Here is a 26732-nt window from a genome sequence, read left to right on the forward strand (position 1 = left end):
TCAAAATTTGGATATTTGCGGAAAGTGGCGAATTTCTTTCCAGAGAAAAAATGCAGAATCTTGCTTAATGGCAAGTTTCGTGATTTCCCTGCTGATGCTCGATGGAAGTATTGTGAATGACTTTCAGCGCTTCTTTTTTAGGGGAAATTAAGGGAATCCCTAATTCCATTCCGCGTAGGATGAATAATCCACCCAGGATGATCATCATCACAGGAACTATTTTCAAGACTTTGATTCGAAATGCGTTGGTCATTAAACTTCCGAGCAGAACCACCGAAAACATGAAAGGGAGCGTTCCCAAACCAAAAAGAGCCATGAAACCTGCACCCTCCAGGATTCCTCCTGCCGCTAAACTCGCGGTCAATCCCATGTAAACCATTCCGCAAGGAAGAAATCCATTAAGAATCCCGGTGGTGAATCTGGAACGGTAATCGGCTTTCTGCAGCAATTTTCCCAGATTCATTTTTACTTGGTAGAGCAATTTGGAGAGAAAAGGGATTTTGGATGCGAAATCTTTACCACCAAATGAGAAAACCGCCATCACAATCAAGATGATTCCCACTGCAACCGTTAAGTATTTTTGTATTCCGGCCATTTCGAAACCTTGTCCGACGATGCCTAGAATTGCTCCCAAAAATGAATAAGTGAAGATTCTTCCGAACTGGTAGATTAGGTTTTGAAGGTAAAAATTGGTGGATTGCTTTTTAGTCAAACCCATTGACAAAGCTATGGGTCCGCACATTCCAATGCAGTGGAATCCGGATGCGAAACCAAGTCCTATTGCAGAGATGATGAGCGCTATTTCCATAGAACGTCGTAATCCAACTGGTATGGTTTATTGTTCCTCTTCCACTTTAGCATCAAAGTATAAGACCCTTTTCTGAGCACTTTGGCTGGAATCAGGACCGAGTTGCTGCCATCAAGCGATGCATCCTTTTTCACATCCAGATTCTTGTCATCTGTCCTGAAAAGCACGAAGCTGATGTTCTTTCCATCTGGATTTCCGGAAGCGGGAAAAGTAAGGTTTATTCCGTCTTTTGTTTGTTGATAAACAGGTTTTTCTGCGAGTTGCTCGGCATTCTTCTTGGCGTCAATGACTTTTTGGTAAGCCAGTTCGTCTTCGTAATAGTTATCGGAAATTAGTTCGGAATTCTGCTTACCATTCGGAAAAACCAGAACCATAAACATGATAAATCCTATAAAGGCCGCCAACGCGATGGCAACGCCGTGTCCCCAATGAAAGTTCTTTAACATTAATAATTAAAATTGAATTTTAAATGGTCCCTCAAAATAAGTATCGAAAGAGTCTAAAAGTTTACCTGATTCATCATAAACGCCGATTTTCACGTTTTGTTTTGAAAGTTTGATTTCTTTTTCCGGGAACGAAATATTTACCGTCCCTCTGATCATGTCATCCTTCTTCATCAAAATGGTTCCGGATTCGCTGAGTGAAATTTCGCCGTGTTGCGGCTCAATGACTTTTATGGTCACTTTTTGGTCTTTATTTGATTTATTCAGGAAAGTATAATTGTAGGTATTGGTAATCTTGCCGTCTCTCACAAAATAAGACGCACCTGCCGGTTTGATGAATTTAGCTTCCATAGAACCTCTGTTTCCAAGCAAGAATCCGAGGAATGCCACCAGTAAAATCAGTACTGCAGTGTATGCTTTCATTCTGGAGGTAAACTTGAATGGTACTTCTTTTTCAATTTCATCTTCGGTTGCATATCGGATCAATCCTTTTGGCAATCCAACTTTCACCATTACCTCGTCACAGGCATCGATACAGGCGGTACAATTAACACATTCCAACTGTTGGCCATCTCGGATGTCGATTCCCGTGGGACAAACCACTACGCATTGGTTACAGTCAATACAGTCTCCTTTTCCGGCGGTTGCTCGATCTTCGCCTTTTCGCCATTTTGCCCGGTTTTCTCCTCGTTTAAAATCATAGTAAACATTGATGGTCTGTTTATCAATCAATACCCCCTGTAATCGGCCGTAAGGACAGACCAAGGTACAAACCTGTTCGCGGAACCAGGCAAATGTGAAGTAAAATGCAGCGGTAAAAAGAATCATGACCATGAAGTTGGTTAAATTCACGAAAGGTCCTTCCCGCATGATTCTAAATACTTCATGATAGCCAACAATGTACATGAACATCCAGTGAGTGATGACCATAGAAATCATGATGAAAACCCCCCATTTCAGCAGTCTCTTCCAGATTTTCTCTGCATTCCATTCCTGTCGGTCCAGTTTCATCTGCTTGTTTCGGTCGCCTTCAATGGCATATTCTATTTTTCTAAAAACCATTTCCAGGAAAATGGTTTGCGGACAGATCCAGCCACAAAAAATCCTTCCGAAAACCACCGTGAACAAAATAATGAAAACAATGGAGGTAATCGCGCCCAATGCGAGGATAAAGAAATCCTGCGGATAAAATGGCTGTCCTAAAATAAAGAATTGCCGATCCAAAATATTGATTAACAATAGTGGGTTTCCGTGGATTTTGATGAAGGGGAGGGTAAAAAACACCGCAAGTAAAAGAATTGCGACAAGCGTACGGTAATTCGTATACCTTCCACTTGGCTTTCTAGGGAAAACCCACTTTCTCTTTCCGGTTTGATCCATGGTTCCCACGGAATCCCTAAAAGTTTCTGCTTCGATTACCTGGCCTTCGCCGCCCATTAATTCATCGCGGTAAATTTGCTGATCGTCTGCCATTTGTTCATTTGCCTTTAAAAAAGAAAACACGTTCCATATCCCTTGATTTAAAGATACCGAAACGTGCTTCCCTATATGTATTAATTTAAATTTTATTTCTCCCAGTGAGCGACTGTACCTTGCGGAGCAGCACCACCTTGAGCAGGAGTAATTGGTTGTACTTCTTGGTTAATGTGATAAACATAAGCAGCCACATTTTGGATATCAAATCCGGTTAGCACCCCATTTTTTCCCCATGCCTGCATTGCAGGGTTGTTTGGCGAACCATTTTCCACAACGTGGAAAACATTTTTAAATAGTGTTTTTTCCGGTTGGTTGATCCAGGAATTATCTGTCAGGTTTGGTCCGATTCCACCTTTTCCACCGTCACCATGACATGATACGCAATTGGTCTTGAAAACCTCTTCACCGGCGGCAATATTGTCTGGCGAATAAACTGCATTATCAATTGTAGGCGGCGGCGTATTCTTAATGTATTCGGCAATACTCGCAGTTTGTGCTTTGTATTCCGCATCATATTCGGTTGTCTGGTGCGCGAAATCGGTGAAGGAGTAGGCAAGGATATAAACGATGCAATAGGCCACCCCAAACCAGAAAAGTCCAAGCCACCATTTCGGCAACTGATTATCCAACTCCATGATTCCATCAAAACCGTGGTCAATGAGGATGTCTTTTTCTTCGGTGCTTGATTGTTTTTGGAATGCACTCTGATAAAGTCCTTTGAAATAAGGAGTTTTCTTTAGTTCAAGATATTGGTCTTTCTCTGCTTGGGACAATTTGGAGAATTTTTGGTTCTCAATCAGGTCGCCAATTGCATGATGAATTAAAGCCAATACCCCACTGATAACCACAGTTCCCCAGAAGTACGGAGAAGTGAGGAATGAAGTGTTCTGCACAAACATGAAGTACACAATGAATAAAATCACTAGTATTACAAGAATTGTAATATATACGGGTGTTCTCTGTTTCATAATAGTTAATTTTTAAAAAATTAAAGTTTAGCGTCTTTACCGTCATCTTCATCACGCTCATCTTCGATGTTGTTGTCGTCATCCAGAGGTGCGTTTGCAGCGTCATCATAATACTTTTTCGGGCGGGAGAATACGAAGTAAAGAATCCCCAGAAAAAATATAATGAAAAGAAGTAGGGCGATTGTCTGAAGCAGACCTGCGTTCTCACCGTTTGACAATATGTCCCTAAAACTTTGCGGTATCATTCGATTACTACTTTAATTATGAATTAGTTTGTGCTTGCTGTTTTTATTTCAGTTGTTTTAATGTCTGTTCCCAGTCTTTGCAGATAAGCAATCAAAGCAATGATTTCCTTTTTCTCCAGGGGAGTGAAATTTGCAGGATCTGCTGCTTTTTTCTCGTCATATGCTTTTTTCACGTCGGCTGCTTCAGAGTAAATCTGTTTCACGATGTGTGCTGCCTGGTTATCTGCCCATTGATTAGCTGAATCGATTTCCGCTTGTGTATATGGAACATCGAAAACATTTTTCATCAATTCGATTTTTGCTACCATTTTGCTTCTGTCCAAATCATTGGCAATTAACCAAGGATAACGTGGCATGATGGAACCTGCTGAAGTAACTCTAGGGTTCAACATGTGTTTGTAATGCCATGAACTTGGGTTTTTACCACCCTCTCTGTGTAAATCCGGGCCAGTTCTTTTGGAACCCCAAAGGAATGGACGGTCATAAATAAATTCACCAGCTTTGGAATATTGCCCGTTTTTGCCATTAAATCTTACCACTTCATCACGGAACGGACGAATAACCTGGGTGTGACAAGCATTACAGCCTTCTCTAATATAAAGGTCTCTACCCTCTAATTCAAGTGGTGAATAAGGTTTCACAGCGGCAATAGTAGGTACATTATCCTTGATCGTCAATGTTGGAACAATTTCCACAAAACCACCGATTGCTACCGCAACGAATGAAAGTACTGTCAACAAAGTCGGCATTCTTTCAATCCACAGGTGAAGTCCTTCTCCTTCTTTTCTTTGTTTGCTGATTTTAGCTAATGCAGGTGCTTCCGCCGGAACTTCTTTTTGGAATGAACCGCTTCTCACCGTTGCAATTACATTCACTGCCATTAAAATAGCACCGGTAATATATAGCAACCCTCCCACAAATCGCATTTCATAATAAGGAATAATCGCAGTCACTGTATCCAACCAGTTTTTGTAAACCAAAGTTCCGTCTGGGTTGAATTGCTTCCACATCAAACCTTGTGTAAATCCAGCGATATATAAAGGGACCGCATAGAAAATAATTCCTAAAGTTCCCAACCAAAAATGCCAGTTTGCCAGTTTAGTAGACCATAGCTTGGTTCTCCACATGATCGGCAGTAAATAATAGATCATACCGAATGTCATGAAACCATTCCAACCAAGGGCACCAATATGTACGTGACCAATTACCCAATCGGTAAAGTGGCCGATTTTATTTAAGGTTTTGGTAGCCAGAACCGGTCCTTCGAAAGTGGCCATTCCATAACAGGTTACTGCTACTACAAAGAATTTTAGCACTGGATTTTCTCGAACTTTATCCCATGCTCCTCTTAAGGTAAGGAGTCCGTTCAACATCCCACCCCAAGATGGAGCGATCAGCATGATAGAGAATCCTGTTCCCAAAGCTTGTGCCCAACCAGGAATTGCGGTGTATTGTAAATGGTGTGGACCTGCCCAAATATAAACGAAAATCAATGACCAGAAGTGGATGATCGATAATTTATAAGAGAATACCGGTCTGTCTGCAGCTTTTGGAAGAAAATAGTACATCAATCCGAGGATAGGAGTCGTCAATACGAATGCTACCGCATTGTGACCATACCACCATTGAACCAAAGCATCTTTAACTCCGGCATATGCGGAATAAGATTTCCAGCCTGTAAATGACAATGGCACCTCTAAGTTATTGAAGATGTGCAACATGGCAATCGCAACCCAAGTTCCCAAATAGAACCAGATGGCTACATACAGGTGGCGAACCCTTCTGTTCAAGATCGTCATGAACATATTGATACCAAAAATCACCCAAATTACTGTAATCAGAATATCGATTGGCCATTCGTGCTCAGCATATTCTTTTGAAGTATTGATTCCCAAAAAGAAGGTAATCACTACCGCAACGATCATCAATTGCCATCCCCAGAAGTGAATCCATGAAAGCGTATCACTCCACATTCTTGTTTTCAGAAGTCTTTGCAGCGAGTAATATGCACCGGCAAAAAAACCGTTACAAACAAATGCAAAGATTACCGCACTGGTGTGAATCATTCTGATACGGCCAAAACCGAAAGCACCATGTGAATTGATTAAACCCTGCAAATTCCCGCTCTGCAAACTTTTGATGGTTACATCATCGGTTCCAAGGAAATATTCAGGAAGTTCCGGATAGAAAAGCATCAAAGCGGCAGTAAGTCCGAATAAGAAACCGATAATCCCAAAGATTACGGTAGCATAAAGGAATGCGCGCACAATGCCGTTGTCATAACTAAACTTTTGTGTTTCCATATAAATTAATCACTTTTTTCTTCAATATCTTTTTTTAAATCCTCCTCATTTTCCTTGCCTGATTCTGTTTCTTCTTTGATAATCTCGTTATCAAGTAAAATACGTACTGCCGGCGATTCATCATCCTCAAATTGTCCCTTTTTGGCATTTACAATAAAAATGATCAAAAAGATTACAGCCAGGGTAACGCTGCACAAAATCATCAAATAGAGTATATCCACGCTGCTGCAAATTTAAAAATAATGTTGCTCAAAAATAGCCAAAAATTATGTTTTTATCTAAAGACTGTTAATTATTGTTAATTTAAAACCCTTCTAAATAAGAAAGCATATTATTAGCGATTGATTCTGAAATATTTAGTGCTTCGGTACCATGTGGCAGCCGATGTGAATGCCACCACCGTGATCGAACTAATCGGCATCAGAATCGCCGCAAAAAGTGGAGAAACATAACCCGCCACTGCAAAACTTACTCCAATCACGTTATAGAACAAACTGATCGCAAAAGTCATTTTTACAATCGTCATCGCATCCTTTGAAAATTGCAGATATTTATTCAGATCCACCACTTTCTCACCGGACATGATGACATCCGAAGAAGGAGTGAATGAATTGGTATCATCTGCCACTGCAATCCCAATATTACTTTGCTTCAGGGCACCCGCATCATTTAATCCATCCCCCAACATCGCCACTTTTTGATTCTTATCTTGTAATTCCTTGATATAGTTTAACTTATCTTCCGGACTTTGGTTGAACGCCATTCCTTCCATTTTCGGGATCATGGTTTTCAGCATGTTTTCTTCAGAAGAATTATCGCCACTCAGGATGTGGATTTTGTAACCATAAAGCTTTTTGAATAAAGACTTCAAATTTTCGCGGTATTCATTTTTAAAAATATATTTTCCCAGAAATCCGTCACTCTTTCCAATATAAACAGCAGTTTCCAAATTCTTTGACTCCTGACCAACCAATGTGGCAGACCCAATTTTGTAAACCGTTCCGCGAACAGAAGCTTCATAGCCCTTTCCTGGGATTTCTTTAAAATTTTCAACCGGAAAATACCCGTCCTCAATTTCTAAAAAGTCATATAGTGCTTTTGATAAGGGGTGATTGGAGTTTTTGATCAGACTTTTGATGTTCTTTAGATCAAAATCCTGGATTTCCGCTCCTTCAAATTTAATGTCGGCCTTCTTCTGATGCGTGATCGTACCGGTTTTATCAAAGACTAAAGTGTCAATTTTCGAGATTTTCTCAATTGTCAAAGTGTCTTTCACATAGAATTTATTCCGCCCCAAAATCCGCATCACGTGACCAAAAGTGAACGGTGCAGATAACGCCAATGCGCACGGACAGGCAATAATCAGAATCGCGGCAACTACCTGAAACATTTTCTCAAAATCTTCCTGGATCCAGTAAATACCTGAAAATAAAGTGATTCCCAAAATAACAAAAGTGAAATATTTGGAAATATGGTTCGTCAGCGTATCCAGTCCTGTTTCGTGTTTTTTAAAAGCCTCTTTGTTCCAAAGTTGGGTTAAGTAACTTTGATTCACCGTTTTAATGACCTCAAGCTCCAATGCCGAACCTACTTGTTTTCCGCCGGCAAAAATTTTGTCGCCCGCCACTTTCGGAATAGATGCACTTTCACCGGTGATAAAACTGTTGTCAATATTTCCTTCACCACTAATCAAGATCGCATCCACCGGAATGATTTCCTGGTTTCGAACCATAATTCGGTCACCAATTTTTAATTCAGACAGCAGGATATTTTCCTGTTTCCCCTTAAAATCAACTTTAGTAACAGCAATCGGATAAAACAATTTGTAATCTCTGTCGTAAGAAAGGGCGCTATAAGTTCGCTTCTGGAATAATTTCCCCATCAGCATAAAAAACAAAAGCCCACATAATGTGTCAAAATAACCCGCTCCGTAATTGGTCAAGACCTCATAAATACTTCTTCCGTAAAGCATTATGATTCCCAGAACAATGGGTACGTCTATATTGACAATCTTATTCTTTAAACCAAACCAAGCTGATTTGAAATAATCAGAGGCAGAATAGAACACCACGGGTGTTGCCAGCAAAAACATGATGAACCGGAAAAGGTTCTTATACTTGTCAAACCAAAAATCACTCGTTCCCATCACTTCCGCGGCATATTCCGGGTAGGAAAAAAACATTCCGTTTCCAAACGCAAATCCTGCAATAGCCCACTTTATGAGCAAAGTCTTGTCATAGGATTCCTCTTTTTTCTCCGCAGTCTCTAAATTAATAACCGGTTTGTAGCCTAAATTGGTGAGGAACTTTGCCAGCTCACTCAGCTTAAGCTCCTTATGGTTAAAGGAAATCTGAACCGTCTTTCTGGTAAAATTAACCTGCGAATAATTGATGTCCTTATTCAAACTCTGAAGGCTTTCAAGCAACCAAATGCATGATGAACAGTGGATTACCGGAATCTTCAGGGTCACCAAACTGGTATTTCCTTCCGAAAAATCAGTGACTTTGCCGAAAATTTCCGGGGTGTCCAGGTAATCAAACTGGGAAATATTCTCTCCATCCGGACGAATTCCCGAACGTTTATTGAGTTCATAGAAATTGCCTAAATCATTGACATTCAAAATCTCATACACAGACTTGCAACCAATGCAGCAAAAGATCTTCTCATCAAAGGAAACCCGTTCCTTTAATACATCCTGACCGCAGTGAAAACAATTTTCAGCCAATTTATATAAAATTTTAACAGGCAAAATTATGACAAATAAATTTGTGCTTCGGGTTTAATTATCCTATTTTTGCTGATAAATGTCATAATATGTCACTTGAAAAACAAACCCTTATTGAAGAGAGTCTGAAAAGCACTTTTAATGAAGAATCATTTAGAAACACGCTCTCTGCAGCTGATTTCGAAAAGTACCTGTCTTCTCGACAAACGGTGAAATTCCATAAAGGCGAAACTATTTTTGAAGACGGAGAAATTGCTAAAGGCGTTTACCTCATTAAAACCGGAACGGCAAAACTCTCCAAAATGGGTGTTTATGGCAAGGAACAGATTTTACGCTTTATCAAAGAAGGTGATTTGATTGGATACCGATCCATTCTTTGCGGCGAAGACTTCCAGGCAAAAGCTGAAGCAATGACCGAATTGGAAGCCTCTTTTCTGCCGTCTGATGTTTTCCTGCATTTACTGGAAGTGGATTCGAAACTGGCCTTCGTGATGCTGCAAAAAATCGCATTCGAACTGGGAGAATCTTCAAACACCGTGACTTTCCTGGCCCAAAAAACAGTGAGAGAAAGACTGGCAGAAATCCTTTTACTCCTTGAGCAAAAGTTGGGAACCGATCCGGAAGGATTTATCAGAATTTCATTAACCCGAGAAGAAATCGCAAACATCATCGGAACGGCCACAGAAAGTGCGATCCGCCTCATTTCCGAGTTTAAACAAGACGGATTAATCGAAGTTGAAGGCCGCCTTATCAAAATCCTGAATCACGAGAAGTTGATTAAGCTCGGTCACGTTATCATATAATTGATAAGTGGGAAATAATAGTTGCTAATGCCTCAAATTCGGGGATTGCTTTTTAGAATGCAGCCGAAATGCAGTTATTTGTGATTCCCCAATATTATTATTCCCCCTCCAATTATTCATTTTTTATTATTCATTATTAGCTACTTTAAAATGAGTGTACATTCCGAAATCAAAAAAATAACCACCGAGACTTTGCGAAAAATGAAATTCGACAAAGAAAAAATTACTATGCTTACGGCATATGATTTCACCACCGCGAAAATGGTGGACGCCGGTGGAATCGACGCGATTTTGGTGGGCGACTCCGCATCGAATTTGATGGCGGGTTATGAAACCACTTTGCCGATTACTTTGGACCAGATGATTTACCATGCCCAATGTGTGATTCGTGGTGTGGATCGAGCTTTAGTAGTGGTAGATTTGCCATTTGGAAGTTACCAGTCCAATCCCGAAAAAGCATTGGAATCCGCAGTAAGAATCATGAAGGAATCCGAAGCTCACGCAATTAAACTCGAGGGTGGAAAAGAAGTGGAAAAATCCATCAAAAAAATTGTGAACGCCGGAATTCCGGTAATGGGACATTTAGGATTGACACCGCAGTCGATTTATCAGTTCGGAACCTATAAAGTTCGGGCAAAGGAAGATGAAGAAGCAGAAAAACTGATGAGTGATGCCAAACTTTTGGAAGATCTCGGCTGTTTTGCCTTGGTTTTGGAAAAGATTCCGGCCGCTTTAGCCAAAAAAGTTTCAGAAAGCATTTCCATTCCAACCATTGGAATAGGAGCCGGACCTGATTGCGACGGACAAGTCCTTGTTTACCATGATATGGTGGGAATGAACAAGGATTTCACACCGAAATTCCTCAGAAGATATCTGGATTTATATACTGAAATCACGGGTGCTGTTTCCCAATATGTAAAAGATGTGAAAAGGGCAGATTTTCCCAACCAAGAAGAAAGTTATTAATGAAAAAGGATACCGCACTCATTCAGGGAGTTTTGTCGATTGCAGCATTAATTTGTCTGGTCATCGGATTTTTCAATCTTTTATCCCCGGAACTCAACAATTTATTTTTCCAAAAGGTTTTTTATGTTTTAATTGGTGCAAGTTTCTTTTTGCAGGCACCCATGTTGGCCAACAAAAATTTTCTGTATCCCATGTATTTGGCAGCGATCCTCTGTATTATCGGTGCATTTCTTCCAAATGGTTCATCATTTTCTTCCGTGAAAACGATTGGGCTTTTTGCAGGAGTGATTATTTCACTTTTTAACAGACCAAGAAGAGCAAATCAATAGTTTTTTCTCATGCAGGAAGTCATCATCATTATCACGGCATTTCTTGCATCGGGATTAACATTCTTTTCCGGGTTTGGTTTGGGGACAATTCTTCTTCCCGTTTTTGCTGTTTTCTTCCCAGTTGAAATTGCTGTTGCTTTGACAGCGATTGTGCATTTTTTGAACAATGTCTTCAAATTTTTCCTCGTAGGAAAAAGCATTGACAAGCGGGTTTTGCTACGTTTCGGGATACCGGCGATTGCGGCTGCCTTTTTGGGAGCTTATCTGCTGAATTATCTTTCGGAATTAAAACCGTTTTTTGAATATCAACTACTTGGAAAAATTTTTGAAATCACGGCAATCAAAGTGATCATAGCAGTTTTACTGATTTTCTTCTCCCTTTTTGACCTGCTTCCCATGTTGAAAAACCTGCAGTTCAATAAAAAATATTTGCCAATCGGTGGACTATTAAGCGGTTTTTTTGGTGGCATTTCCGGAAATCAAGGCGCTTTGCGTTCCGCATTCTTGATTCGGGTAGGTTTAACGAAAGAGTCATTTATTGCGACCGGAATTGCGATTGCATGTTTAATTGATATTTCCCGACTATCTGTTTATTTTGAAAACATCAGCAATCACCGCGAATCCCTAAATTGGAACCTCGTCATTCTAGCCACGATTTCAGCGTTTGTTGGCGCATATCTTGGCAATAAAATACTGAAGAAAATAACGATCTCTTTTTTGCAGAAGTTCGTAGCGATCGCTTTGATCATCTTCTCGGTCTTTCTGGGAATGGGGATTTTGTAAGATTTAATAGCTCCCAGACTTCAAAATCTCCTCAAAATAATTCACCAGCAAAACCCTTTCCGCTTTCGTCAAGTTGGCTTCAGGATGTTGCGCAATATATCCCGGCATCGGCATGACATAACCTTTGATGGATTTAACAGAATTATCAAGCATGCTTTTCTTCAGATCCTGGTTGTAAGTTCCCCATTCCGAGAAATTCAAATGTTCCCTTCCCTTGTTGATGTGGTGTTTGATGGACCAGGAAATTGGTGCCACATAGGCATATTTCGGATAAACTGTCTCATTGGAATGACAATCGTAACAAGCTTTCTTCAAAATTTCCTGCACATTATTGGGTGTTTGAAAAACCGTCACAAAATTTATTTTTTGGTCAACCGGCTTATTAGTTCGGTCAACCGGAATAAACTGGATCAGCGCGATTACGATCAGGAACCAATAAAATATTTTCAGGAAGGTCTTCATTTAGATTTAATAATTTTTGGAATATTAGCGTTTGGAGTTTCAGGCTTCAGCTGATTTGCAGGTGATTCCGGAATCGATTTCGGCTCCTCTTTTTTAGGACTCAGATCCCAGTTTTCCCGAATTTCCCATAATGGTCTGATATCAATTTTCTTCTCGAAAATATAGACGTCTTCCGCAAATTTATTGTTCTCAAAATCGGCAGTGTCCCAACTTCCGTTTTCATTATTGTCCACCAAGATCCTCAGCTGGTACCTTCCGGGTTTGATGGAATTAAAAATAAGTTGGGTTTCCCTTCCATATCTTGAATAAGCAACATCCCCCGTTTCGTTCAGCATCTGCACCCAAAAATTATGAGTGGGCGTATTTTTTAAGGTCACGAAAAAAATTCCATAATTTTCAGTCTTATCCACTTGAAAATCAAACCGGTAAGATTTTGCATTATTGGCAAAAAAGGACGAAACCGTTTCTTTCGGCACAGTCAGGGAATACTTTTTTCCTTCCTTAAATTGGGACGAAAGCTGAATTTCAAAAGGATTTTTCTCAGATATTTTCGCGGTAAATTCTTGTTGGATACTGTCTGAAACGAGTTTCCATTTTTCCGGCTGGATTTTATCCACCTCATAATTCGAACTGAAAACAAAATCCTGCTTTGGCGGCAGCAGGTTTCCTTTTGCATTAGAAATCGTCATCTCATTCTTTGCATTGAACCGGTAGAAGATCGAGGCTGAATCCTTCTTCACCCCATTATCATAAGCAAACTTCAAATTTTCGCTCTGTGTAATTCCTAGATTTTCCTTTTTCGCATCAAACCAAATATACACGGAATCAGATTTTGGAAGATGGGTGACTTTGTAATTTTCCGGTTTGTTTCCTTTTGCGGTCACCTTCACTTGATCGGGATTTCCTTCAAAAAACATTAGAATTCCGCCCGGAACTTCCTTCATTTCAGTGTATCTAACCGTTTTTTTGGAAGGAAAAAGATTAATTTTCAGACCTGAAATACTTTTATCCAAATTCACCTCATCCTGGATGAAACCTACGTTTTCCTTACCCGCATCAAAAACTGAATTGGAATTGGTATCATCAAATGCCAAAATCCGATATTTTCCCGGTGACAGGTAATTCAGTTCAAAATAGCCATCCGGATCCACTTTGGTAATATAATACGGTTTTTGCCGGTAATTCATGGTATCTTTTACCTGATAAAGCCCGACCACCAGATTTTTTTCGTCTGCTTTAGCATTTTTATTAGGAACTAACGTGTTTACTTCGCCACTGATATATAAATCGTCAATTTTCTTCCCGGTGGAAAACGCAAAATTATAGTATTTTAGAGCGTTCCCTTCATTATTATCCACGATTGCATTTCCGAAATTGAAGTTGTAAGTTGTATTGGCTTGCAGCGTATCGTCCCATTTGATCACCAAATACTTATTCGCCATGCCGGATGGAAGAATTTTCTTGATTTTGATGGGTGGGGAAATAATCAGGTTTTTATTGATTTCCTTAAGCGTAATGTACTCATCAAAATCAATCCGTAGTTCTCTGATGTCCACCGGAACGTTAATTCTGGCGGTGTCTATATTGCTTCCCACCACGTTTGGTGGAATCGTGTCTTTGTCGCCTCCAACCGGTGATCCGACTCTAGCACACGAAAACAAAATCAAACTGAATATTAAAAGAAGAAGAATTCTCTTCATTGATAAATTTTGAACAAAAGTAAGAAATTATTCGCTGTAAGAATCGGGATTTCCCTGTGGATTCGCTTTCTGCAAACTGTCATTTTCGTTCATTTCTTTTCGGAATTTCTGCATTTCATAAGGGAAATTTTCAAACAGACCCGAAAGTGCCAATGCAGAATAAACCCTCCTGGAATACTTGTTTCCAATGGCCACGATGGTCACCTTTGATTTTAGCAAATGTCCGAAAACAGAATTTGTTCCATGCCACCATCCATTGTGATAAGTTAATTTCTCATTGGCGTCGAAAACCTTCATCCGGAAACCGATGCCGTAATTATTCACTCCGGGTCTTTCATTGCTGTGCGGCTGGAAAACCAAATCATACAAATCATGCCGAAGGAAATTTTTGGCATACATCGCCTTTGAAAAATTCAGCAAATCCCTCGGTGTGGTATAGACATTCTTATCGCCGTAAATCAAATCCAGACGGTCATAAGGATAAACTTTCGGTCCGCGCTGGTAAAAAGATTTCGCTGCAGTCAGCGTATCCTTCTCTTCAAAAATGTGGGTGTTTTTCATTTTTAAAGGCCGAAAAACAATTTGCTGCATCGCCTCCGGAAACGGTATTGCCGTTACTTTCTCGATAATTAATGCGAGGAGCGCAAAATTCGTGTTGCAGTATTCAAACCCTGTGTCGGTATCGCGGGAAAGTTCCGGCTTATAACGAATCAGCAATTGGAGCACATCTTGATTCGTTATGAATTTCTTGGAAAGTTCTGCAGGTTTCGGCGCTATTTTTTCGATAAAATACTCATATTTCGGCAAACCACTTCTTTGAGTTAAAAGACTGTAAACCGTCACTTTAGGATAAGGAAATTTAGGGAAGAATTTGGTGACATGGTCATAAAGACCAATTCTTCCACCTTCCACAAGTTTCAGTGTCGCCATTGCGGTAATCGGCTTGGAAACGGAAGCCACATGAAGCGGCACAGTCGCTGTGATGGGTTCCTCATTTTGGTCCTGGCCGAATCCACGATAGTTTTCGTAAAGTATTTTATCACCTTTCGCTACCAGAAATCCACCCCACAAATCACCTTTCTCCCAAACATTTTCATAATATTTTTTAATGACGGAAACAATGGAATCCTGATTCTTGAGCTGATCATCCTTGCTGCTGAAAACACTGCCTAAGTCAATATTTCCAAAATTGGGCAACGCAGTATTTGAGCTCTGTCCGTCGTCATTACTTGTTGAATCTTTTTTGCAGGAAAGAAATACAAAACTTAAAAGGATGAGTATAGAAATACTTTTGAGAAACTTCATCAGAAAATTTTGGGGTCAAAAATCTCCGCAAGGTAAGAAGTTTTTCAGTGAGTTTTTTAGGACTGGAGTCATAAAGATTTGTTAAGAATTTTGAAATTCCATCAAAATCTTATCCACAATCACTTGCGCCAACTTCTCTTTGCTTTGAATCGTCCAACCCGCAATATGAGGCGTCACGATCACTTTTTCGCTCTCCAGAAGAAACTTCAAATCTTGATTTTCAATGTCACCTACCGAAGTAGAAGGATCCAGATTTTCAAAAGAGGCTTGTTCATATTCCAGAACATCCAGAGCTGCACCTTTCACTTTTCCATTTTTAATGGCTTCAACTAAATCTTTAGTTTTCACATTGTTACCTCTTGCCGCGTTCACGAAATAGAAATCCTTCTTCATTTCAGAAATGAACTTTTGGTCGATTAAATGGTAAGTTTCCGGAGTGATTGGAGTATGAAGACTTAAGATATCGGTTTCATTTTGAAGCGTTTCCAGTGAAACCTGGGTTCCAAATGCATCAGTAAGGTTTGGCAAAATATCATGAAAAATAACTTTCACACCAAATCCTGAGAGCCTTTTCGCCAAAGCTTTTCCCATGTTTCCGTACCCGATAATCCCGAAGGTTTTCCCCATCAGTTCGTCACCTCGGTTTTCCTCACGTTTCCAAATTCCATTTTTCACTTCATTTGACGCAATGAACAAACGGTTCATCAAAATCAACAACATACCCACAACATGTTCCGCAACCGAATCGCGGTTTCCTTCCGGCGAACTGATCACTTTGATGCCTGAACTTTCCGCAAAATCCACATCGATATTTTCCAGTCCCGCTCCTACTCTTGCTATAAATTTCAGATTGCTTGCGTTTTCCAGAAAGTTTCTGTCGATCGGGATCCTGCTGCGGATAATGATCCCATCATAATTTGAAATTTTTTTAAGGACTTCATCATAAGAGGAATCAAAATCTTCCTCGACCTTAAAACCTTTCGCAGAAAGCTGTTCAGTAATTAAGGGATGGTTTTTGTCTAATAACAAGACGGTCATTTTGATGCGAGTTTGAATGTTTTACCTAGATTGTATCTGATTGTTGGAACAATTTGCGCAATTCCACCGAATCCATCGGCTTCATTCTTCCAGAGAGGATTAATGAAAGTTCCTTCCGCCTCAAAGCAGCTGAAAATCTTAATTTTTCCACTTCAGTTTCCGGCTCCATCTGCGGAATCGGAATCGGCCGGTTGAATTCATCCACCGCCACGAAGGTGTAGATTCCTTCGTTGGTATGGATTTTTCTCTGATTAATCGGATCGTCTAACCAAACATCCACATAAATTTCCATGGAAGTAGAAAACGCTCTGGACACTTTGGATTCCAAAACCACGATTCCACCTTCCGGAATAGGTTCCTTGAACGAGACGTGATTCACAGACGCAGTTACCACTCTTCTTTCGCAATGTCTCGCTGCTGAGATCGACGCACAGCGGTCCATTTTTGCGAGCAGTTCGCCGCCGAAAAGATTACGAAGCGAGTTGGTTTCGTTGGGCAGCACGATATTCGTCATGATCGTCAAGGATTCTGAAGCTTTTTTTATTTTTCCCATTGAGTTCTAAAATGTTTTGGAAATTTCATTTTTTCACCTGACTTTCAGGCAGTGTTCCGTCATTCGGAAGGAAATCGGACGAAAGAGAATCGGTTTTTATTTTCGCGGAATCAACTTTCGCAGGATCTTTTACCAATTTCTTTTTGGGTTTCTGAGCCGGAATTTTATCGAAAGATTTCTTGCCAAAAATGAATTCAGGTTGAGAAATTCCAAAATAGGTAATCACGCCGATTCCGATGAGCAACGGCAAAATCCACCACCCGGAATTATGGAATTGATAAGAGCTTTTCTCAGATTTTTTTTTGGACTTTGTTTTTGGGTTCTTGATTTCAGAAATATTGATCTGTTCCAGTCCATAGAAATCCGGCGAAAGGTGCTCCGTCCTTAAGCCCGAAAATTGGATCTTTTCATCATTCAAAAAAAATGTGCCAAGATGATCCACCGAGAGTGTTTTCTCTTTATGCAAAGTCCCGTTCCAGTAATTGATCAATTTCCTGACCTCAATTTCCGCATCAATCTGTGGAATTTTCTTTTCTGCAGAAACGTAACTCGCCAAATCTATATTCTTCCCAATAAAATCTGCAGTGAAGGCAATTTCACTTCCAGGAGGCAAAATATTTTTCGCATCCTGATCCATCTTTGCATTCGCATTTTTCAAAAAAAAAGTCCCGAAACCACTAACGGAAGTGGCACCATTTTGCCGCAGCGAATCGAGAATGAGGGAAGGAAGATTCATAACATGGCAAATTTATGGTTTTTGGGGGCTTTATCAAAATAAAAAAAGACTACATTTAGGTAGCCTTTTTCAATGATTTGAAGCAAATACCTTTGCTGATTCATTATTTTTAGGAGGAATTTACATTTTTTTTATTTATTGAAACAAGATACTCATTCCGAACAAAAAATGGGTTCCGGCTTGTGCAAAATAAATCGGTCCATCATAAACATAGCCGTTGTTCACATATTTTTTGTTAAAGAGATTGTTCACCAAAAGTTTGAAATTAACCTCTGTTCTTTGCAGATTTAAGGTATATCTTGCGGTAAAATCGGTGAGGAAATAATCTTTCAGTTTCAAATCAGGATTATTGGTATTGTCTAAAAACTGGCTTCCAACATATTGATTCTGAATACCTAAACTCAAATTTTTTCCTGGACTGAAGTTCAGCAGAATATTTCCGAGGACGTCCGGAGAAAAAGAAATCGGCGTGTCTCCCAAATTTTCGATTCCGGAATCGGTTTCGTTTTTGAAATCTAAGTTTTCGTTTTTGCTTAATGTAAGGTTTCCCGAAATGTCCCATTTTTCAGTAAGTTTTGCAAGCGCTCCAAGCTCAATTCCCATTCGGTAACTTTTCCCGGAATTGACGCGGATGAATTCGCCCACATTATTGATCTGTCCGTTCAAAACCAACTGATTTACATAATTCATATAGTACAGATTCGTAGTGAACGAAAAATTTCCAAAAGATTTTTCAATTCCCGCCTCGTAATCATGGAGTTTTTCAGGTTGTGTTTCAGGGTTTGCAAAAAGATCATCACGATTCGGTTCCCTGTGCGCGTGTGCATAAGATAGGAAAATTTTTCCTTGTGAGATTTTATAGTTCACCCCGAATTTCGGATTGAAGAAAAGCCATTTCTTATCCAAATCAGCCCCTTCGCCATCTCCAGACTGTACTATTTTGGTATCATAGCTAATGTTTCTCAACTGTAAATCACCGAAAAATTCGAAATCACTGACCTTAAAAATCGCTTTTGCAAAACCAGCCATTTCATTCTTGATCGAGCGGTTCCGGTAATATTCAAACCCATTGATTTCTGGAAAATAAACTCCGGTTACATCGCCATGATGTCTTCCGTAATATTGGTTTCCAACGATTCCAAAATTGAGATCCAGGTTTTCGAACTTTCCGTAAATTGTAGAAACTCCGCCATAGAAATCATTATCCAGCCATTTTTTTCTGATGAAGTCGGAACGCGTAACAGTGCCTTGATTGGGCAGGTTATATTTTGAGAATTTCGCGTCCTGCTTGTAGTTTTCGTAGTAGCCTTTTCCTTTGGTATAATGAAAAGTGGTTTCCAAATTCCAGTGTTCATTGAAATTCTGCTCCCATAGCAATTGGTAATGATTTTGACGATAATTGTCGGTTTCATTACTGTAAAACCCAATGACATTTTCCCAGTTCGAATCATAAATCGCTCCCGAAGGATTGAATTTCGGGTTGGTTTCCCATGTCGCCTTGTCAATTCCATTCCACGCTTGGTAGGTTTTTTCCTTTCCGCCAAAAGCCATGAAACGGAGTTTCGTCTTATTTTCCTCAAAAAGAACAGTGAAATTATAGGAATCCAGATCCGAAAAAGCGCGGTCTATATAACCATCGGAATGGATTTTCGTATACCGTCCCATCACAGAAAGTCGGTTTTTCCAGAATTTCCCGGAACCAACTTCAGCAGAATACTTATAGGTGTTGAAAGAACCGTAAGAATTATCTGATCTTACATAAAATTTCCTATCGGGATTTTTAGAAATCACATTCACGCTCGCTCCAAATGCAGAAACTCCATTTGTCGAAGTTCCTACGCCACGCTGAATCACAATTTGTGATGCAGAACTCGTCAAGTCCGGAACATCCACAAAAAAAGTCCCCTGACTTTCGGAATCGTTGTATGGAACGCCGTTCATCATCACATTGATCCCGTTTCCACCCACTCCGCGGATCCTGAAACCGGTATATCCAACGCCATTTCCCGCATCGGAAGTTGAGATAACCGACATTTGGTTTTTCAACAAAATCGGCAGATCCTGCCCGAGATTCTTTTGTTCCAAATCCTTTTGAACATTGATGATTTCTTTTGCGACAGGAAGTCGTCTGGTAAAATTGATGGACTCAATTTCTGTGGTTTTAACCGAATCCTTTTGAATTTGTGCATAAAACACAGCCGGACTGAGAAGTCCTAAAAAAAATAATCCTTTCATTCTTTTAATTTTTAAGATTAATTGAATAAAAGGGGTGATTATGGAAATCAGAATTACGAAGTAGGAATTGCGAAAGCTTTCGCTCTTCATACCGATCACTATCGGGATTCGTATTTCAAAATTTGAACGTCCCTAAACAGCATTACCTGTTCCAGGTTCATTGGGTATAATCTCAGCTTTTCAAGGCACCCCTTTATTTCTACATGCGAAATTACGAAAAATAAAATGACATCCTTATAGATTTCGAAAAACAAAGTAAAGAACTATTATTCCAAGAATCAGCAACATGGTTTCCAAGCCAAATAAGAAACGGTTTATTCTTGGGAAAAGCCTTCTGTTATTTGGAAAACTGAAGAGCAATCCCATCATCACATAAGGAATAGAAACCACCATTAAAGCATTATACCCGAACGCCTTTCTGAAATTGAGATGAAGTAGTTCATGGAAAGCCCTTTGCGAACCACATCCAGGACAATCCAATCCTGTAACTGTTTTAAACGGACATGCCGGAAAAAAAAGATTAGTGGCCGGATTATATATAAAATAAACCGCCCCAAAAGCCAAAATTAAAATAATAAAAAAATACCGGCTGTTTTTTTTAAAAAACGATATCAATTTAAAGTGCAATTTGAAAATTGGTTAAAAGTAATAATTTTCGGATTCACAGCACCAATTAATTTTTCGATGGCCAAATTTCCGGTAGTTATTTGTCATAAGCATCAGTTAATGAGCCGCAAATAGATGTGTCACATTATATTTATATTCAATCTAAATGATTAAAGTCTGCTCCTTGCTGAAAATTTTCGTATTTTTGAACTTCGAAATTTTCATTAAAAACATACCGATATGACTTTTGACATTGATATGATTAAAAAGGTGTATGCACACTATCCGGAAAGAATAGAGGCAGCACGAAAAGCAGTTGGAAAGCCACTCACGCTCGCAGAAAAAATTCTTTATTCCCACCTCTGGGAAGGAAATGCAGAGCGGTCTTTTGAAAGAGGAAACTCCTATGTGGATTTCGCTCCAGACAGAGTTGCGATGCAGGATGCGACCGCGCAGATGGCGCTTCTCCAATTTATGCAGGCAGGAAAAGCAAAAGTTGCGGTCCCTTCAACCGTCCATGCAGACCACCTCATCCAAGCAAAAGTGGGCGCCGAAAAAGATTTACAGGTAGCTTTGAATAAAAACTCCGAGGTTTTTAACTTCCTAAGTTCCGTTTGCGATAAGTACGGCATCGGATTTTGGAAACCGGGAGCGGGAATTATTCACCAGGTTGTTTTAGAAAACTACGCATTTCCAGGTGGAATGATGATCGGAACCGACTCACACACTGTAAACGCAGGAGGCTTGGGAATGGTAGCCATTGGAGTAGGTGGCGCAGATGCGGTGGATGTGATGTCTGGAATGCCATGGGAACTAAAAATGCCGAAATTGATCGGGGTAAAACTCACCGGAAAATTAAACGGATGGACCGCCCCAAAAGATGTCATCCTTAAAGTTTCCGGAATTTTAACCGTGAAAGGTGGAACCGGATGCATCATCGAATATTTCGGTGAAGGTGCGAAATCCATTTCTACCACAGGAAAAGGAACGATCTGTAACATGGGTGCGGAAGTTGGAGCTACCACTTCTACCTTTGGATATGACGATTCCATGAGAAGATATCTCGCTGCAACCGGCAGACAAGACATCGTGGATGAAGCAGATAAAATCGCAGAGCACTTAACTGGTGACGACGAAGTTTATGCAAATCCTGAACTATATTTCGATCAGGTTATCGAAATTGACTTGAATACTTTAACTCCACATTTGAACGGACCTTTCACACCGGATTTGGCGACTCCGGTAGCAGAATTCCATGATAAAGCAGTTGCAAACGGTTGGCCAATCGAAGTGGAATGGGCATTAATCGGTTCATGTACCAACTCCTCTTACGAAGATTTGTCCAGGGCAGCTTCAATTGTGGAAGATGCTTTCGCGAAAGGGGTGAAACCAAAAGCAATTCTGGGAATCAACCCGGGTTCAGAGCAGGTGAAATTCACCGCGGAAAGAGACGGTTTCCTGGATTCATTCAGAAAATTTGAATCTGCAAGAATCTTTACCAATGCTTGCGGACCATGCATCGGACAATGGGACAGAGAAGGTGCCGAAAAAGAAGAGAAAAATTCCATCATTCACTCCTTCAACAGGAACTTTGCGAAAAGAGCAGATGGAAACCCAAATACACACGCTTTCGTGGCCTCTCCGGAAATGGTTGCAGCAGTGGCAATTGCAGGCCGATTAGACTTTAATCCCATCACAGATACGTTGATTAACGAAAAAGGTGAAGCCGTAAAATTGAGCGAACCCGTTGGAATGGAGCTTCCTCCAAAAGGATTTGATGTGGATGACAACGGTTATCAAGCACCCTCTGCAGACGGTTCGAAAGTGGAAGTAATTGTAAGTCCAACTTCTGACCGACTTCAGATTCTGGAGGAATTCCCAGCTTGGGACGGACAAAACATTACCGGCGCTAAAGTCTTGATCAAAGCATTTGGAAAATGTACAACCGACCATATTTCCATGGCGGGACCTTGGTTGAAATACAGAGGCCACCTCGATAATATTTCAAATAACATGTTGATTGGGGCTGTGAACGCCTACAACATGGAAACCAATAAAGTGAAAAACGAAATCTCCGGCGAATACGGTGAAGTTCCAGCCGTGGCAAGAGCTTATAAAGCAGCAAACATCCCAACCATCGTCGTTGGCGACGAAAATTACGGGGAAGGTTCTTCCAGAGAACACGCTGCAATGGAGCCGAGACATTTAGGTGTGAAAGCAGTTTTGGTGAAATCTTTCGCACGTATCCACGAAACAAACTTGAAAAAACAAGGAATGCTTGGATTAACTTTTGCGGACAAGGCGGATTACGATAAAATCCAGGAAGATGATACGGTGAACTTCTTAGATTTGGATCAATTTGCTCCAGGAAAACAGATTACTTTGGAATTCGTTCATGCGGACGGAACCAAAGATATCGTGAAAACAAACCATACGTATAACGAACCTCAAATCGAATGGTTCAAGGCAGGTTCTGCATTGAATCTGATTAAGCAGATGGAGGCGAATTAATCCTTACCCTCAATCCCTCTCCTTTGGAGACGGACTTTTGAAAACCGTTCAGTGATGAGCGGTTTTTTTTAGAAAAAGTCGGGAATTTAGAAACCTCATTTCCACCAAAATTTACTTTTCCGTATTTTTGCGGGAATTTGTTATCATTCAATACTTATTCTTAAAAAAAAATGTCAAGAATCCTCACCGGAATACAAGCTACAGGAACGCCGCACCTTGGAAATCTATTGGGGGCGATAATTCCCGCCATCGAACTTTCTAGAAACCCAAAAAACGAATCGTTTCTTTTTATTGCGAATCTGCATTCATTAACCCAGATCAAAAATGCCGAAGAATTAAGACAAAACACTTATGAAATCGCGGCGGCATGGCTTGCTTGCGGATTGGATACAGAAAAGACCTTCTTTTACAGACAAAGCGACCTCCCTGAAGTTTGCGAACTTTCATGGTATTTGTCTTGCTTTTTCCCATATCAAAGATTGACTTTAGCACATTCTTTTAAAGATAAAGCTGACCGTCTGGAAGATGTGAACGCCGGACTTTTCACCTATCCCGTTTTGATGGCCGCAGACATTTTGCTGTATGATGCCGAAATTGTTCCCGTGGGAAAAGACCAATTGCAGCATCTGGAAATGGCGAGAGACATGGGTGCTAGATTCAACCACCAAATGGGTGAAGTTTTCGTTCTGCCGCAAGCGGAGCTGCAGGAAGACACGAAATATGTTCCTGGAACCGATGGTCAAAAAATGTCGAAATCCAGAGGAAATATCATCAATATTTTTCTACCGGAAAAGCAGCTGAAAAAGCAGATCATGGCAATTGAGACCGACTCCAAATCTTTGGAAGAACCGAAAGACCCAAAAACCGACAAAGTTTTTGCCCTGTATGAATTGATCGCTACTGCCGAGCAAACGGAAGTTTTAAGGCAAAAATACCTTGCCGGAAACTTTGGTTACGGTCACGCAAAAACCGAACTCCTGAATTTGATTATGGAAAGATTCAAAACCGAAAGAGAAAAATTCGATTACTACATGAACAACCTGCCCGAACTGGAAGAAAAATTGCAGGAAGGTGCAGAAAAAACAAGAAAAATCGCGGCTCAAACTTTAGCAAAAGTGAGAAAAAGTTTGGGCGTTTGATTTAATGCTTTTTTTAACATTAAATTTGTGCAAAAGATTAATTTAATGTTCAGAAAAACCCTTCAAGGTTTTGTCGCATCCTTGGCTTTACTCATCGCACTGGCTTACAGTTTCGGCTATGATTATCTTTTTAAAGGAATTCGTGAAACCTATCTGCGGGGCGAAACCGGTTCGTCCATCAGCGACGGAACCTATTTTCCCTCCCACATCATTGCAAAAGGGGAATCTAGACCTTGGGAAAATGATTCGCTCTACAATAAAAAACCGCTACCGAAAGATTTAGTTGAAGTATTAAGTCAATCAAATACAGTTTCCTTTCTAGTTATTAAAAATGGAAAACTGCTGCACGAAGAATATTGGAATGGTCATAGCAAAACCACGAAAACCAATTCTTTCTCTATGGCAAAAGCGGTGAACGTAATGCTTCTGGGAAAAGCGATAGAGGATCAAAAAATCAAAGGTTTAAACGAAAAATATTCTGATTTCTATAAGAATTATGAGCATGTGGAATTCGGAAAAGACCTCACTCTCGGCGACTTGGCGAAAATGGAAGCCGGACTGGACTGGAAAGAAAATTACAGAAATCCATTCCTTCCGAATGCAAAAGCCTATTATGGAAGATCCTTAGCAGAAGCGGTTTTCCTGCGTGGATTCAAAGAAAAACCTGGAACCCAGTTCGAATATCAAAGCGGTGCTTCCCAGCTTCTGGGATTCGCCATAAGAAGGGCTGTTAATAAATCCATTGCAGAATATGCTTCTGAAAAACTTTGGAAACCCCTCGGAATGGAACAAAATGCCGACTGGACCGTGGATGAAAACGGAATGGAAAAAACATTTTGCTGCATCCAATCCAATTCCAGGGACTACGCAAAACTCGGACAATTATTTTTGGATGACGGAAAAGTGGGCAATCAGCAAATCATGAATCCAACTTTCTTAGAAGTAATGCGGACGCCAACCAAACTCTCGAACGGAGTGTATGGGATGGGACTTTGGATTAATAATGACGCCACCATCAAACACTACTATTTTCGAGGACTTTATGGACAGTACATCATCATTATTCCCGATAAAAAAATGGTGGTGGTGAGAACCGGAACTTATAAAGACGAACCACAGGATGAAAAAGGCCGGCCGAAACTTGTGGGTTTGATTGTGGATGAAGTGGTGAAAAATTTTTAATTTTTCACTCCAAAACTGATATTTCAATTTATTTCGATAAGCTGATTTAAAATTAAACTTTGTGGGCGATTTCCATTTAAGATTTAATATGTTTTATTTCCGTAAATTTGAACCATTCTAAATAATAAAAATGTTCGATTTACAAAATATCCGAAAACAGTTCCCAATCTTATCCCGAAAGATAAACGGCAAAGACTTGGTCTATCTCGATAATGCAGCCACCTCCCATAAACCTCTGCACGTCTTAGATTCCTGGCAAAAATATTATACTGAAATCAACGCAAATGTCCACCGCGGAATCCATACTTTGAGCCAGATTGCAACGGAGGAAATGGAACATTCGCGGCGAAAAGTTCAAAAATTCATCAATGCTAAGAATGATTTCGAGGTCATTTTTACGAAGGGAACCACTGAAGGGTTGAACCTCATCGCCTATTCACTAAATAATTTGGTAAAAGCAGACGATGAAATCATCATCTCCCATCTGGAACACCATTCGAATATCGTTCCTTGGCAAATGCTCTGCGAAAGAACCGGCGCCAAACTGAAAGTCATTCCTATGGATGAAAACGGTGTCTTGCAGCTCGATTTTCTGGATAAGAATTTAAGCGAAAAAACAAAAATTGTCTCTGTTAATCAGGTTTCCAATGCATTGGGGATCATCAATCCAATTGAAGAAATTATCTCGAAAACCCGTGCCAATTCAAACGCAATCACGGTAGTTGATGGTGCACAATCTGTTCCACACCAAAAAATTGACGTCCAGAAAATGGGTTGCGATTTCTTTGTTTTTTCCGGGCACAAAATGTATGCACCGATGGGAACCGGAATTTTGTACGGAAAAGAAGAGATTCTGCGAAAAATCAACCCTTTCCACGGTGGTGGAGAAATGATAGCGACCTGTACTTTTGAAAAGACCACTTATGCAGATTTGCCGTTCAAATTTGAGGCGGGAACACCAAATGTAGGCGGAAATATCTCATTAGGCGCAGCAATTGATTTTATGGAAAACATCGGACTAGAAAATATAAAAACTCACGAAAATGTGTTGCTCAATTATGCCCAGAAAAAACTTTTGGAGATTGACGGTTTAAAAATCTACGGCGAAAAAGCGATGAGAACCGGTGTCGTTTCGTTCAATCTGGAAGGGGTCGGAATTTCTTCTGACGTGGGAATGATTTTGGACAAGATGGGAATTGCGGTGCGAACCGGTCATCACTGCACTCAACCCATTATGAGCTTCTTCAATATTGCCGGAACCGTTCGTGCAAGTTTTGCGGTGTACAACACTTTGGAAGAAATCGATATTTTGGCAGATGGAGTTCGAAAAGCGCAACGAATGCTTTCTTAATTGCGCTCAGCGATTTTTGCCACTACTTCATGAATCATATATTAAATGCCAAAAACATTGGTGCA

At 40.2% G+C, this 26732-nt stretch carries 24 protein-coding genes and 1 riboswitch; of the genes, 8 read left to right on the top strand and 16 right to left on the bottom strand.

The window, feature by feature from the left end:
* Positions 1–64: 64 nt before the first annotated feature.
* From L0951_RS02890 to L0951_RS02925, 8 genes are all read right to left on the bottom strand, one after another.
* Positions 65–808 carry a sulfite exporter TauE/SafE family protein gene (locus L0951_RS02890; RefSeq protein WP_234109362.1) on the bottom strand — a complete coding sequence of 248 codons (744 nt, stop codon included), beginning with the start codon at positions 806–808 and terminating at the stop codon, positions 65–67.
* On the bottom strand, positions 799–1254 hold the full coding sequence (locus L0951_RS02895) for a FixH family protein (protein WP_234109363.1): 456 nt from the start codon (positions 1252–1254) through the stop codon (positions 799–801). Before L0951_RS02895 ends, L0951_RS02890 begins: the two co-directional genes overlap by 10 nt.
* A gap of 6 nt (positions 1255–1260) precedes the next feature.
* The gene (ccoG, locus tag L0951_RS02900) at positions 1261–2724 is read right to left on the bottom strand and encodes a cytochrome c oxidase accessory protein CcoG (RefSeq protein ID WP_234109364.1); all 1464 of its coding nucleotides are present in this window, start codon (positions 2722–2724) and stop codon (positions 1261–1263) included.
* A 92-nt stretch (positions 2725–2816) separates the two neighbouring features.
* Positions 2817–3695: a c-type cytochrome gene (locus L0951_RS02905; protein ID WP_234109365.1), complete on the bottom strand. Its 879-nt coding sequence runs from the start codon at positions 3693–3695 to the stop codon at positions 2817–2819.
* Between the two features lie 20 nt (positions 3696–3715).
* The gene (locus L0951_RS02910; RefSeq protein ID WP_234109366.1) at positions 3716–3940 is read right to left on the bottom strand and encodes a cbb3-type cytochrome oxidase subunit 3; all 225 of its coding nucleotides are present in this window, start codon (positions 3938–3940) and stop codon (positions 3716–3718) included.
* A gap of 23 nt (positions 3941–3963) precedes the next feature.
* A complete protein-coding gene (gene ccoN / locus L0951_RS02915) occupies positions 3964–6243 on the bottom strand; it encodes a cytochrome-c oxidase, cbb3-type subunit I (RefSeq protein WP_234109367.1) in 2280 nt (759 codons plus the stop codon).
* Between the two features lie 5 nt (positions 6244–6248).
* Positions 6249–6464, bottom strand: coding sequence for a cbb3-type cytochrome oxidase assembly protein CcoS (gene ccoS / locus L0951_RS02920; RefSeq protein WP_234109368.1), 216 nt, complete (start codon positions 6462–6464; stop codon positions 6249–6251).
* Positions 6465–6577: 113 nt separating this feature from the next.
* Positions 6578–8968 (bottom strand): heavy metal translocating P-type ATPase, encoded by a 2391-nt coding sequence (locus L0951_RS02925; protein ID WP_234109369.1) that lies wholly within the window; start codon positions 8966–8968, stop codon positions 6578–6580.
* An 89-nt stretch (positions 8969–9057) separates the two neighbouring features.
* On the opposite strand from L0951_RS02925, the gene L0951_RS02930 reads away from it, so the two are divergent.
* The 4 genes from L0951_RS02930 to L0951_RS02945 all read left to right on the top strand — a co-directional run bounded on the left by L0951_RS02930 (position 9058) and on the right by L0951_RS02945 (position 11849).
* Positions 9058–9771, top strand: a complete 714-nt coding sequence (locus L0951_RS02930) for a Crp/Fnr family transcriptional regulator (RefSeq protein WP_234109370.1) — start codon at positions 9058–9060, stop codon at positions 9769–9771.
* Between the two features lie 150 nt (positions 9772–9921).
* Positions 9922–10737 carry a 3-methyl-2-oxobutanoate hydroxymethyltransferase gene (gene panB / locus L0951_RS02935; RefSeq protein WP_234109371.1) on the top strand — a complete coding sequence of 272 codons (816 nt, stop codon included), beginning with the start codon at positions 9922–9924 and terminating at the stop codon, positions 10735–10737.
* Positions 10737–11066, top strand: a complete 330-nt coding sequence (locus L0951_RS02940) for a hypothetical protein (RefSeq protein WP_234109372.1) — start codon at positions 10737–10739, stop codon at positions 11064–11066. The genes panB and L0951_RS02940 overlap by 1 nt, the downstream gene beginning before the upstream one ends.
* Positions 11067–11075: 9 nt before the next feature.
* Positions 11076–11849, top strand: a complete 774-nt coding sequence (locus tag L0951_RS02945; RefSeq protein WP_234109373.1) for a sulfite exporter TauE/SafE family protein — start codon at positions 11076–11078, stop codon at positions 11847–11849.
* Between the two features lie 3 nt (positions 11850–11852).
* Here L0951_RS02945 and L0951_RS02950 read toward each other — a convergent pair whose 3' ends face one another.
* From L0951_RS02950 to L0951_RS13770, 8 genes are all read right to left on the bottom strand, one after another.
* On the bottom strand, positions 11853–12311 hold the full coding sequence (locus L0951_RS02950) for a heme-binding domain-containing protein (RefSeq protein WP_234109374.1): 459 nt from the start codon (positions 12309–12311) through the stop codon (positions 11853–11855).
* Entirely contained in the window at positions 12308–14011 is a 1704-nt protein-coding gene (locus L0951_RS02955) for an Ig-like domain-containing domain (protein ID WP_234109375.1), read from the bottom strand. The genes L0951_RS02950 and L0951_RS02955 overlap by 4 nt, the downstream gene beginning before the upstream one ends.
* Positions 14012–14038: 27 nt before the next feature.
* Entirely contained in the window at positions 14039–15316 is a 1278-nt protein-coding gene (locus L0951_RS02960) for a serine hydrolase domain-containing protein (protein WP_234109376.1), read from the bottom strand.
* A gap of 81 nt (positions 15317–15397) precedes the next feature.
* The gene (locus L0951_RS02965; RefSeq protein ID WP_234109377.1) at positions 15398–16354 is read right to left on the bottom strand and encodes a 2-hydroxyacid dehydrogenase; all 957 of its coding nucleotides are present in this window, start codon (positions 16352–16354) and stop codon (positions 15398–15400) included.
* A gap of 25 nt (positions 16355–16379) precedes the next feature.
* Entirely contained in the window at positions 16380–16907 is a 528-nt protein-coding gene (locus L0951_RS02970; protein WP_234109378.1) for an acyl-CoA thioesterase, read from the bottom strand.
* Between the two features lie 25 nt (positions 16908–16932).
* Complete coding sequence (locus tag L0951_RS02975) at positions 16933–17643, bottom strand: hypothetical protein (protein WP_234109379.1); 711 nt, start codon at positions 17641–17643, stop codon at positions 16933–16935.
* Positions 17644–17778: 135 nt separating this feature from the next.
* Positions 17779–19878, bottom strand: coding sequence for a TonB-dependent receptor (locus L0951_RS02980; RefSeq protein ID WP_234109380.1), 2100 nt, complete (start codon positions 19876–19878; stop codon positions 17779–17781).
* Between the two features lie 112 nt (positions 19879–19990).
* Positions 19991–20079, bottom strand: a riboswitch (TPP riboswitch).
* A gap of 33 nt (positions 20080–20112) precedes the next feature.
* A complete protein-coding gene (locus tag L0951_RS13770; RefSeq protein WP_410685822.1) occupies positions 20113–20505 on the bottom strand; it encodes a DUF2752 domain-containing protein in 393 nt (130 codons plus the stop codon).
* A 219-nt stretch (positions 20506–20724) separates the two neighbouring features.
* On the opposite strand from L0951_RS13770, the gene L0951_RS02985 reads away from it, so the two are divergent.
* From L0951_RS02985 to L0951_RS03000, 4 genes are all read left to right on the top strand, one after another.
* Positions 20725–22995, top strand: coding sequence for an aconitate hydratase (locus L0951_RS02985; RefSeq protein ID WP_234109381.1), 2271 nt, complete (start codon positions 20725–20727; stop codon positions 22993–22995).
* A 170-nt stretch (positions 22996–23165) separates the two neighbouring features.
* Positions 23166–24134, top strand: a complete 969-nt coding sequence (trpS, locus tag L0951_RS02990) for a tryptophan--tRNA ligase (protein ID WP_234109382.1) — start codon at positions 23166–23168, stop codon at positions 24132–24134.
* A gap of 45 nt (positions 24135–24179) precedes the next feature.
* Positions 24180–25316, top strand: coding sequence for a serine hydrolase domain-containing protein (locus L0951_RS02995; RefSeq protein ID WP_234109383.1), 1137 nt, complete (start codon positions 24180–24182; stop codon positions 25314–25316).
* 130 nt (positions 25317–25446) lie between these two features.
* A complete protein-coding gene (locus L0951_RS03000; RefSeq protein WP_234109384.1) occupies positions 25447–26667 on the top strand; it encodes an aminotransferase class V-fold PLP-dependent enzyme in 1221 nt (406 codons plus the stop codon).
* Positions 26668–26732 lie beyond the last annotated feature (65 nt).

Origin of the sequence: Chryseobacterium sp. R2A-55 (assembly GCF_021401085.1) — a bacterium.
Lineage (GTDB): Bacteria > Bacteroidota > Bacteroidia > Flavobacteriales > Weeksellaceae > Kaistella.